The sequence below is a fragment of the Metallumcola ferriviriculae genome, assembly GCF_035573695.1.
Taxonomy (GTDB): domain Bacteria; phylum Bacillota; class JADQBR01; order JADQBR01; family JADQBR01; genus Metallumcola; species Metallumcola ferriviriculae.
The window spans coordinates 3,708,643-3,720,236 of the sequence record NZ_CP121694.1 but is presented as its reverse complement, the minus strand read 5'-3'; the positions used below and the strand labels follow the sequence as shown (position 1 = coordinate 3,720,236).

The following is an 11,594-nucleotide window of genomic DNA, read 5'->3' as shown; positions in this document are numbered from 1 at the left end:
TTTCTATCAGGTCTAGGCCATTCAATGCCATCAGCTATCCAAGCTTGAAAAAAAGCTGGCAAAAATTGACCTACTGATAATTGACGATCTTAGCTATCTTACTTTTAACCGATACCAATCCGAGATGCTGTTCCAGGTAGTAGCGGAACGATATGAAAGGGCAAGTATCATTGTTACCACCAATCTTGAGTTCTCAAGCTGGACAGATTTGTTCGAAAATGAAATGATGGTTGCTGCTTTAATTGACAGGCTAACGTTTCGGTCTCATATATTAAACATGAATGTTGATGAATCTTACCGTCTTCAGCAAACATTATTAAGAAAGGCCGGGACTAATAACAACCCGGACGGTATAGCAGAGCTATACTTTTATGGAAAAGAAAGCCGATGTTTCTTATTTAGGATTTGCGATACGAATGTTGACCTGCTTGAACGGGAGCCGACAGTATTGCAATAACTAGTAGCGTTTGCATACTTAGGTTGATAGGTAGCAGAGGGGGTGGGGTTAGATGAATGAGGTTGGGGCAATTAAGGATAAAAATCAGATAGAGAAAGTGAAAAAATTTTCTCTGGAAGAATAATCTTAGGGATTATTTACTGTTTGTAATGGGGATTATTGTTGGCCTACGGATCAGTGACTTGCTTAAATTGAAGTTTAAAGATTTGGTTGATGATAGGGGTAATGTCTTGGATGTAATTAGAATTAAGGAAGCTAAGACCGGGAAGACGAAGACGTTTTCTATTAATAAGAGTGTGAAGAGAGCAGTAAATGAGTATATGAAAGAAATTGATCACTGGCCGGAAAAGTTTTTTTTCAGCAGCCGGAAGGGTGATAATAAGGCTATTTCCAGGGTGCAAGCCTATAGAGTTATTAATGAAGCATGCAGGATTGCAAAAATTAAAGGATCCATTGGTACGCATACGCTCAGGAAAACCTTTGGGTACTGGGCGTATAAGCAGGGTATTGATATCACGCTGCTGATGCGGATATTTAATCATAGTTCACCAGCGATTACGCTTCGGTATATAGGAATAACTCAGGAAGAGATTAATGAGGTTTATATAAATTTGAATTTGTAACTCGCCACTAATGACCTTTCTGTGGTTAACATTCTTAACTGTTGTTTTGCTGTTCATATCAATATGCCTAAGTGTTACTGCATATTGGTTGCCTCCATAAAAAGCTATCCCCAAATTACTCTTGATTAATGAAATGACAGCTGATCAAAATGCATACTTTATAAGAATTAATCCCCCTATAAAAACAGGGGATTTTAATTATATTTATGGCAAACTTATGGTTCTAAGGCTGGTAAAGTTATGGGTTTATACGTTTAAGCTACAATATCGACCTTTTGTAAGAACAAGGGGAGGAATTTTTTTGGCAAAAGGGAATATATGAGTATATAAATATTTGGCATTAAAGGAATTGTACGTATGGGCTTATTTCCTTGTTTGAACATAATGCTTAGAAATTGCTATAATATAACTCTTATATCTTTGTTTTGGGTTACAAGGCATTTTAAGGAGGCATGGCTAAAATGAGTACTCTAAACATAAAACGGGACGAAAAAAAAGGCAAGATATGGAGTCATGTGCGTAGTAAATGGCTGATAGAAACGCCTGAAGAGAGGGTCCGTCAAGAGTATCTACTTGTACTTGTAAATGATTATGGTTTTTCACTTGATCAAATTGCTGAAGAAATTGACCTTACCGGTCGAGGTAGTGCTAGCGCCCGCGCTGATTTTGCAATCTGGCGTACAGCCAGAGACAAGAGTCAAGACAATTCTCTCTTCATTATCGTAGAATGCAAATCGGATAATGTCACTATCAAGCAACAAGATTATCACCAGGGTGAAAACTATGCGCGTATTTGTGATGCCCCATTTTTCGTTACTCATAATTCCCGCGAAACCAAGTATTGGAGAGTAAAAAAAGATAAGGTACCGGGATATATTGAAGAAATAGAGAACATACCGGCCGCTGATGCTACGGATAGCGAGATTGAGGAATTACTCTCCAAACTTCGTGTTTTCAAAGAGAAGGAGTTCGCCGACTTATTACACAAATGCCATAACATCATCCGAAACCGGGAAAAGAAGGACCCAGCTGCGGCTTTCGATGAAATTGCCAAGGTTTTGTTCGTTAAAGTATACGTTGAACGGCAACTGCTTACACGACAAAGTAAAGAAAATCTTTTTACCGTCAAAGTGCTTAATGCACAAATCGCCGAAAATCCCCTTGATAATCTATTTCAGGAGACTAAGCAAGCTTTCTCCAGTGATAAGATTTTTGAGGATGACGAGAGCATCAACTTAAAACCAGCAACTGGTGAAGAGATCGTCCGTCAGCTCGAAAAGTACAATCTTTCTGATACTAGTGAAGATGTAAAAGGTGTTGCTTTTGAACGTTTCCTCGGGCGTACTTTTAGGGGTGAGATCGGTCAATTTTTCACACCACGTTCTATTGTTGAATTTATGGTACACATGGTTGACCCTCAAGAGGGGGATGTTGTTTGTGACCCGGCTAGCGGTTCTGGGGGATTTCTAATTCGGGTATTTGAAATTGTGAGGGAAAAGATTTTGGCTGACGTAGACCGCGAGTATAATGCCTTCAAGACCGCACTAATGAACGAAAAATTATCTGAGGAAAATAGGGCTAAAAAACTGAAGACTAAGTTCACTGAAATTCAAAACGTCATTGATCAGCGCTGTGAAGGATCACGTCTGTGGAAATTAGCGAATCGCTGTATCTACGGTACAGACGCCAATGATCGCATGGCACGTACTAGCAAGATGAACATGATTATGCATGGTGATGGTCATGGTGGAGTACATCACCATGACGGCTTTCTCAATGTTAACGGTATTTTCGAGGGCCGGTTTGATATTATCCTCACTAATCCCCCCTTCGGTGCGAATGTCGAACCTACCGATAAGGTGTTAGAAGTAGATACTTATGTAAATCCAGAGGTTGAAAAGCGATATTTGCGTGAATATGGCGACCTCTACTCCCAAGCCCAAGCGAGGGTGAAGGCAGCTCTTAACAAACCAATTGCTAGACTCTTTAACCTCCCCAAAAGCGATAAAGCTAAAATAAAAACTGAGTTGCTCTTCATAGAGCGTTGTCTAGACTTACTAAAACCTGGTGGTCGACTTGGTATAGTTTTACCAGAAGGGGTATTTAACAATCCTTCACTTGCCTATGTACGTGAGTTCACCGAGGACCGTGCTTTTATCCGTGCAATAGTCAGTTTGCCACAGGAGACCTTTATCAGCTCTGGTGCTAATGTTAAATGCTCGCTTTTATTTCTACAAAAGTTTACCGAGGAGGAACAGCAACGTTTTGAGGATATCTACTCAAAGGCAAAGGCAGATGTCGAAGCGCGATATGCCGATGAGCATGCCGCAGAAACAAGGCGATTGAAAACGGCCATGGAACAGTCAAGGTTGGAAAAGGATATTGGCCAACGTAAGGCTATGCAAAAAGAATTTAGCGATTACCTAAAGGAGATAGAGGTACAGAAGGCTGCTGAAGCCCGGAAATTGCTAAAAGAGCGCTTTAACTACTATATTTTTATGTACGAGGCCGAAAAAGTTGGCATTTCCGCTACTGGTGAAGAGGACCAAAACGAACTCTATCCTAACCCAAATCAACCGCAAAATGTAGAAAAAACCTGTCTGGAGTTGTATAGAGAGTTTTTGGCAGATCCCAAGGCTTTTGCTGGAGGGGATGACTGATGGAGACTTCTACATTTCACATTGTAAGCTTCGAGCAACTGAAGCGTTGGGATGTAAAATTCTATGCAGGGCTTATTAAATCTCAATATCCGTTAATTCCATTAGCTGAATTTGTTATGGAGCATAATGAAAAAGTACGTCTTTCTGATTCGCCCGACAAAAATTTTACTATTCTCGGTGTGAATAATTATGATGGGATATTTCATTCTTATGATGCACTAGGTCAGGACATTAAACAACCTTACAAAAAAGTAAATACTGGTGATTTTGCGTATAACCCATATCGAATTAATGTTGGCTCGATTGGTTTAGTTCAACCAAAATACGATGGTGCGTATATAAGCCCGGCTTATGTAGTTTTTTCAGTTGACAAGAGGGTAATTCTTCCAGAAGTATTTTTACTTATAATGAAGTCCCATTTTTTCAATAAAAGCCTGCGAGCAGCTACAGCGGGATCCGTGAGGATGAATCTTACCTATCCGCTACTTAAAACCCTAAAGATGCCTGTTCCGCCACTTTCTATACAGAAAAAGATTGTGGCTTATTGGAAAGCTTCAGTCACAAAATCTCGTAAGCTAGAAACTTACGCAAACCAGTTGCACGAGGAACTAGAAACGTCTATACTATCACAGCTTGGGTTAATGACAAAAAGAACAAATCAACAACCGACAATTATGATTACTTCATGGTCAAAACTAACCAAATGGAACCAACGTGCAACATACTTATTAACACAGATCCCGGATTTGACAAAAGGTAAGTATCCGGTTGTTAACGGAAGAAACTGTATATCAGAAGTTAAACACGGTTGCTCCTCTAGTCCAAGCAGCAAGCCTACCTCTTTAAAGGTGCTTAAGCTGAGCGCGGTAACAAGCGGAAGTTTCTTACCCCATGAAACGAAATACATCGCCAATAAAAAACAATATCGAGAAAAATTTGGCCTAAAGAAGGGCGATGTTCTAATGTGTCGCACGAACGGAACTCTCGATTACGTTGGGCGAGTTGCAATAATTAACCAAGATTATCTGGATGTAATTTTTCCAGACAAGTTGATGCGCATTCGTTGCAAGGATAACATTAAGCCAGAGTATTTGGAATATATTTTATCTACGAGTATGGTGCGCCCGCAAATTGAGGCTGGTGTAAGAACTGCTGTTGGTAATTATGCTATTGGAAACGAAGATGTTTTTAATATCAAGTTTCCGTTACCGCCGATCTGTGAGCAAGTAATCCTGATTAGAAAAATCATTGAAGTAAAGGCTGAGATAGCTAGGCTAAAAAATCAAGCTTTCACAATAATGCAAAATGCGGTAAAAACCGTTGAACAAATGATACTTAGTACCCATTCTGGGGAGGTTAAATAACGTGTCCCGTAGTAAATACATAGAGTTCGAGGGTGTTTTTGCTGAAAGAGTTCTGGGCATTTTTCGTATTATCCGGGGATTTGCCGACTTGCGCGATCTAGCGGAGGTTTCTGTTCCCTATATAATGATAAATGGAAATCAACCAAATCACGTCGTTGGACATCAACGAGAGTTGGACCCAAAACATGCAGAAGATATCAAGAAGTACTTAGAACGCAGTGATAACAGGTTTATTCCTGAGGTGATTCTTGCTGTACGTTACGAGGTAGAGCCTATTATTATAGAAACCGAGACGGTGGGGGTAAGAACTCTAGAAGATGGGCCAATTTACATGGAACGGCGCTTTTCTAGTAAAAATCAACGCATCCAAAAAGTGAGAGTCCGACGTAGCCGACTAACGGATGTCAAGTCGAGCAAGTTTATCCGCCGAATTGACGGCAATCACCGGTTGGCTTTTGCTGAAAGATTGCAGGATGATATGAACCTTCAGGACAAATACTTAGCCCCGTTTTGTATGGTGTTGCTTGGCACCCCGGAAAATGATGCGGATGATTATGCTGAATCATTAATATTTCACACCATCAACAGCACAGCTTTGCCCTTGGAATCAGAGCACGGTTTGCGTTTGCTTCTGGGACAAAACCCTGAATATGCGATGACGCCAGACAACGAATTTTCTCACAGCCCAGAATTACATTTGACACGCCTACTAGCAGACCATCTAAGCGGTCTGCCGGATCCGGCTAAAGAGCGCTTTGGTGAGCGTCCATTAGCGACATTATGGGATTCATCTCGCCAATTAATAAAAATGGACCCCTCTATAGCAGAAACCCGCCAAAGCTTAACAGTCTTTGCCGATCAACTGTTTGCCGGACTTACTGATATAGCCACTCGCTTATCTGCAAATCACCCATCTATGTGCAGTACCTATAGTTTTTTTGAGCTAGCGGCTCGTGTCTGGCGTGAGGCAAAGGGTGACGACCACGAAGCTAAAGTTAGTTGGGTTGTTGGCTATTTAGATCGTATTGGTTATTGGCTTGGGAGCCAAGGAATAACCAATTTATTGAACCCACTATCTCCTGCACAGCAATTGCTGGAAACTTTTAAAGCGTCTCAACTCCACATTCCAAAAAGGGTTTTTCTAGCACGCTGGTATCCAAAAATGGATACTCCCAATGATGCATACAACAAAGCACAACTACGACTTGAACAACTTCATCGGACTCTGGAGGATATTCAGCAACTGCATGGTATTTGCCTTGAATTAATCGATATGGGTACACACGAAGGAGGAACCTTCCCCATTCATAACCGTATGTACGAGGCAATCTCCTCTTCAGATATTATCATCTGCGATCTTACTGGTCATCGACCAAATGTTTATGTCGAGGCGGGTTTTGCTCTTCAGCACCATGAAAAGAACCGTCTTTTATTTATTTTTGAACCAGGCGAAGCCGATGATAGGGTGCCCTTTGATCTGACAACATTTAAGTATATACAGATAAGTCAGGCTGCCGAAATCCCAAGCAAATTAAAGCCCGAAATAGAAGAGATCTTGAGAAGTTCGGGTGCTGGCCTTGTAGGAGGAGATTAAAAAGATACACAGAAATTAATCATTCGCTAGAAGTGCCCTATAAGCAATAAAAGGAGCACTCCCCTTTTATTTTTAGGATGTCAGACAGGTTGGTGAAAAGGGAAAAAGCGACCTTAGTAAAAGGACAATAATAAATTTCAAGAGAATGTAATAGATAGTATACTGATCGAGGAGGGCTAAAGTGAAACAGTTTCGGCTTTTAGTAGTCCTGATAATATTGTTTCTAAGCTTGACGGCAGGTTGTTCCAAAACTGAAATGTATAGAGAAGACATTCCCATGCCCCCCAATGCAAAGCTCATTAGTGAACAAGAGGAGGAAACCGTATTTAAAACTGTTGTAAGCCTGACCTCTTTTAGGAGTTACTATAAGAGCAAAATGCCTCAGTATGGCTGGGAGCTCGTAAGAGATGGCTCATTTCATTTGACGTTTAAAAATGGTAAAGAAAAAGTACTAATCACTTATTCATTTCCTCCGCCTCCGTCCCCAGAGTACAAAGTTAATATTACCCATGGGGCAATAAACGCTTTTAACCTCAAAAACCCACCAGTCTTAATCAAATATATTTTCCAAAATATATAATGCAACTGTATTATTTTTATTGTAAGGGGTGTAATTCTAACAATGGTTTTGTTATGTTACACATTTTTTGATTACAGTGACACAACTAAAAGTACTGTCAGCCAGCCTTAATCAATTATTTGATTGGGGCTTTTGCAAACTAATAATACATTTAGTAGTGAGGTGAGGAAAAAGGAGGAATTAACTCATGACATGTTGGGGTAGCACTAACAGCATAGTGTTATCAGACTTTAGTATGAATTAACATCTACGCTATATCCACATTTAGTTTGTTTTGACAGATACAAATGAGTTTGCTATTATAAAAATTTGAATAGAATAAGATATGTTAGGGGGATACAATGAGAAGTATGAATATTAAATGGACAATAACAATTCTGGTGGTTTTAGTTATACTATTATGTTTTTATTATTCACAGCACCTGTACAGGCAATTTAAGTCGGAGGCTCTTGAGGGATTAGAAAGAACCAGAATACTGGAAAATGAAATTTTAAAGGAAACAGATATCGCACATCTACCGGAACCTGTTCAAAAATATCTTAGGTATGTGGGTGTAGTGGGCAAGGAGAAAGTAAAAAGTTTTAAAGTTATTATTGATGGAAGTATGAAAACAGACGGAAAAAGGGACTGGGCAAAAGTGGATGTAAGGCAATATAGTTTTATTGATAAAATTACTCGCTTATTCTTTATAAAAATGAATATGTCAGGTATACCGGTTATTGGCCTGCATTCATATACAGATGCAAAGGCAACAATGCTTATTAAATTAGCAGGTTTAATCCCAGTAGTTGATGGTAAGGGTGAAGAGATGAATCAAGGCGAAACAGTTACTGTTTTCAATGATATGTGTCTACTGGCACCAGCAACTCTTATTGATGAAAGAATTGAGTGGAAGCCTATAGATTCATTAACGGCAAAGGCTGTATTTAATAATGAGGGGATCAAGGTATCTGCAACATTATACTTTAATGAGGAAGGCCAGTTGATTAGTTTTGTTTCGGATGATAGGTTCTATTCACCGACGGGCAAGACATATGAAAAGGTAAGATGGTCAACACCTGTCTCTAATTATAAAAATATTAATGGTTATAACCTTCCGACTTATGGTGAAGGAGTATGGAATTTTCCAGAAGAAGATTTTACATATGCAAAGTTTAATATTAAAGAAATTCAGTATAATCCTACAACATTTCAATAATCAATGTTGTGTATATGTAAAATAAACTCTGCAGAATAAAAATAAAGATAGGTGATAACCCGTGGGGTGTATGCAGGAGCAATCCTGTAAGCCTTCACGGCTTTGTATGTTCCCCAATCTTCCCCGAAAAAAGTATATAGATAAAAAGAGCCCCGTAGGGGGTGTAATCAAGATAATGCTATTTATGCGCATCGGTTATTGCATCGGCTCGAATACAGGCCTTATACATATGGTCCTTTTTCTTTGTATCAGATGAAAGTAGGAATTTTCTTTTAGCTACAGTTTCACAGCTATATGCAATCCCTGTACTCACTATTAGTGCAAAGATCTGGTTTCTCGTAACGCCAGGATTTATGGTTGATAACCGATATGTTATTATTGCATATGTTTTATTAACAGTGGTTTTTACGGCAGGTTTTTTATACAATCAGATTAGGATTAAGAAGCATTGATTTTTACAACTGCCTATAGAAGAGAAACGGCGAAGGGAAATCGGAAATAATGGGAAAGAGATTACTATTAGCGTTGCTGTTCCTACTGGGTATGGCAGCATTTCTATACTTTGAGAATAACTCAATTACCACTACAAGAATTACTGTGAGTTCTGCTAAACTGCCGCATGGTTTTGATGGTTACAGGGTGGTGCATTTATCGGACTTACATAGTAAGACTTTTGGGGAAAACCAGAAACCTCTAGTTGAAAAAATCAGCAAAGCAAAACCTGACCTGATAGTATTTACGGGTGACCTGGTAGATAGTAAGCATTACAATGAGGCGGCAAGTCTGGAGCTAATGAAGAAAATAGCTTCGATAGCTCCAGTATACTTTGTTACGGGTAATCATGAATGGTGGTCTGGTAAGTTTAACTCTTTAGAAAAGAAGTTAAGTAAACTTGGGGTTAAAGTTATGAGGAACACCAGTGAAAGCCTAACTAGAGGCGAAGACAGAATTTTTATTGTTGGGGTAGATGACCCCGACAGCGGAATGACTGCAGGTCAAACCAATTCGGTGTTAAAAGAAACAGGCAACTTAAAAGGCTTTAAAATACTATTGTCACATAGACCCGAATTATTCTCTTTTTATAGCAAGAATAAAGTTGATTTGATTTTTTCAGGCCATGCACATGGTGGGCAGGTAAGAATACCTTTTTTTGGCGGCGTTGTTGCTCCTGATCAGGGATTCTTTCCAGAGTATACTTCTGGTAAATATGTAAACGGTTCTTCTGCAATGATTGTTAGCAGGGGATTGGGAAACAGCATTATTCCGCAGCGAATATTTAATCGACCAGAGATAATAGTTGTAACTTTAAGAAGAGATGTTTAAAGCTGCTGCTGAGATGGGAGCTGTGCGAATGGATTATAAAGAAATTAAGAAGAGGATGAAGTCTCCTAAGTATTTGGTACGGCAGTTTGTACTTATGATGCTTGGAGGGATGGCGGGAACTTTTATAGTCATGGCTTTAACTGAGGAAACAGTTACCTTACGAGGGTATTTGTATCACATAATACCGTTTCTGATAGGAGGTATTTTTGGTATGGTTCTGCTATATTTCATAATGAATGATAAGCGGTTTGATTAATACAGAGGAAACCTGTTCGGGAAATTTTGGTAAGAGTACTTTGCGGATGGTGAGGTTCTTTGCTTCAAAAGCTTACATCTATCGAACTGCCAAGGAGGTGTTAGATGGAATATGAAGGGCAATAAATTGAACATTAAACAAAACATATTAGGGCTTTTTGTGGCACCATTCTTTTTGTAATAATCAAATATTTATTTGACCAACAAGAACCTGCCGTAGAAAAAATTAAGGATGTTGCTATTTATATAGTTTCTTTTTTGGTGGGGCAACTCGTCATTTTTATATATAAGCAAGAAGATAAACAATAGGGGAGTTCTTTACTGAAATTATCTAAGGTTGCAATTACACCGATTGGGTTTGGCTGTGGTTTGAATATAAATGGGCTTACTGCTAAATACATGGTATTTCTTTGGCTACTATTAATCTTTCCCGAACCCCGAAAGGAATTATTGTTTCTTAAATGGTAGGCAGCAAATTTCTTAACTATATGCGATTGACACCTAGGTGTCATTGATATATAGTAAGCATATGAATATACAAAATGACTCATGGACTACTCAACTTAAAAAAGGCGTATTTGAACTGGCGATACTTTTGCTAGTTAGAAAAAAAGCCATGTATGGATACGAATTAACAAGTCAATTAAACCAGTATTCCTTGTTTACCCTGGCTGACGGTTCTATTTATCCAATCCTTAAAAGAATGGGTAAGAATAATTGGGTTACATCATACTGGCAAGAGTCGGAGAATGGACCAAGAAGAAAGTATTATCAAATTACGGAAGAAGGAGAAAAGATTGTTCAACAGCGGTTGAATTATCATAAGAAGCTTTATGAAGCTTTAGAATCCTTAAAGGAGGGAAAATATGCGGAATCAGAGTAAGGTTCATCCCCTCATCCAGAGATTTCTGCAAGATTTATCGGGAGAGCTTGTTTCTATCCCAGAAGAGGAAAGAGAACAACATGTCTTAGAGATAGAAGGGCATCTTCTTTCGATGCTTCAAAAGAAAAAAGAACAGGGTAAAGACGACGATAAAGCCATAAATGAGACACTGGTAGAGTTTTTACCGCCAAAGGAGTTGGCGGAAAAGATTATCAGCGAAGATGTGGATGTTAAAAGTTCCCTTCAGACTGAAGATAAAACTAACACGAAAGCTAGGATTTCTTCGATGCTGGGAATATCGTCAATAATACTTATGGTTATCATACCATTTTTGGGGGTTCTTCTTGGGATTGCTGCGTTTATACTCGGTGTGTTAGGATTTATAGAAATAAAGCGCACCAAGGAACAAGGGAGAAAGTTTGCTATTACGGGCATAGTTTGTGGGATAGTCGTGCTAATGGCTCCTCCAATTCTGGCTTTTATCGCTTATGCAATTTACATGAGCTAGTTTTTTAACTGGTCTATTTCATTCTTTAAATGCGCAACTTCTTTTTTGAGTGAACTTACCTGTGAAGTAGCCGATAGTGCAAAGACAAACGCCACCGGAGCTAAAAATGCTAAAAATTCCATATTAAAACACCCTTTCTACATTTCTT

At 39.0% G+C, this 11,594-nt stretch carries 12 protein-coding genes; 11 read left to right on the top strand and 1 reads right to left on the bottom strand.

What is annotated here, in order from left to right:
* Window positions 1-19: 19 nt before the first annotated feature.
* From MFMK1_RS18460 to MFMK1_RS18410, 11 genes are all read left to right on the top strand, one after another.
* Entirely contained in the window at window positions 20-457 is a 438-nt protein-coding gene (locus tag MFMK1_RS18460; RefSeq protein WP_366924977.1) for an ATP-binding protein, read from the top strand.
* A gap of 149 nt (window positions 458-606) precedes the next feature.
* Entirely contained in the window at window positions 607-1,080 is a 474-nt protein-coding gene (locus MFMK1_RS18455) for a tyrosine-type recombinase/integrase (RefSeq protein ID WP_366923146.1), read from the top strand.
* Window positions 1,081-1,541: 461 nt separating this feature from the next.
* Complete coding sequence (locus MFMK1_RS18450; RefSeq protein ID WP_366923145.1) at window positions 1,542-3,740, top strand: type I restriction-modification system subunit M; 2,199 nt, start codon at window positions 1,542-1,544, stop codon at window positions 3,738-3,740.
* Window positions 3,740-5,104 carry a restriction endonuclease subunit S gene (locus tag MFMK1_RS18445; protein WP_366923144.1) on the top strand — a complete coding sequence of 455 codons (1,365 nt, stop codon included), beginning with the start codon at window positions 3,740-3,742 and terminating at the stop codon, window positions 5,102-5,104. Before MFMK1_RS18450 ends, MFMK1_RS18445 begins: the two co-directional genes overlap by 1 nt.
* Window position 5,105: 1 nt before the next feature.
* The gene (locus MFMK1_RS18440) at window positions 5,106-6,698 is read left to right on the top strand and encodes a ParB N-terminal domain-containing protein (protein WP_366923143.1); all 1,593 of its coding nucleotides are present in this window, start codon (window positions 5,106-5,108) and stop codon (window positions 6,696-6,698) included.
* 181 nt (window positions 6,699-6,879) lie between these two features.
* Window positions 6,880-7,278: a hypothetical protein gene (locus MFMK1_RS18435; protein WP_366923142.1), complete on the top strand. Its 399-nt coding sequence runs from the start codon at window positions 6,880-6,882 to the stop codon at window positions 7,276-7,278.
* 341 nt (window positions 7,279-7,619) lie between these two features.
* On the top strand, window positions 7,620-8,477 hold the full coding sequence (locus MFMK1_RS18430; protein ID WP_366923141.1) for a DUF6544 family protein: 858 nt from the start codon (window positions 7,620-7,622) through the stop codon (window positions 8,475-8,477).
* A gap of 501 nt (window positions 8,478-8,978) precedes the next feature.
* The gene (locus MFMK1_RS18425; protein WP_366923140.1) at window positions 8,979-9,800 is read left to right on the top strand and encodes a metallophosphoesterase; all 822 of its coding nucleotides are present in this window, start codon (window positions 8,979-8,981) and stop codon (window positions 9,798-9,800) included.
* Window positions 9,801-9,828: 28 nt separating this feature from the next.
* A complete protein-coding gene (locus MFMK1_RS18420) occupies window positions 9,829-10,056 on the top strand; it encodes a hypothetical protein (RefSeq protein ID WP_366923139.1) in 228 nt (75 codons plus the stop codon).
* Window positions 10,057-10,584: 528 nt separating this feature from the next.
* Entirely contained in the window at window positions 10,585-10,938 is a 354-nt protein-coding gene (locus MFMK1_RS18415; protein ID WP_366923138.1) for a PadR family transcriptional regulator, read from the top strand.
* Window positions 10,922-11,446 (top strand): DUF4190 domain-containing protein, encoded by a 525-nt coding sequence (locus tag MFMK1_RS18410; protein WP_366923137.1) that lies wholly within the window; start codon window positions 10,922-10,924, stop codon window positions 11,444-11,446. The genes MFMK1_RS18415 and MFMK1_RS18410 overlap by 17 nt, the downstream gene beginning before the upstream one ends.
* Here MFMK1_RS18410 and MFMK1_RS18405 read toward each other — a convergent pair.
* Window positions 11,443-11,568, bottom strand: coding sequence for a hypothetical protein (locus MFMK1_RS18405; RefSeq protein ID WP_366923136.1), 126 nt, complete (start codon window positions 11,566-11,568; stop codon window positions 11,443-11,445). The genes MFMK1_RS18410 and MFMK1_RS18405 overlap by 4 nt on opposite strands.
* Between the last annotated feature and the right edge of the window lie 26 nt (window positions 11,569-11,594).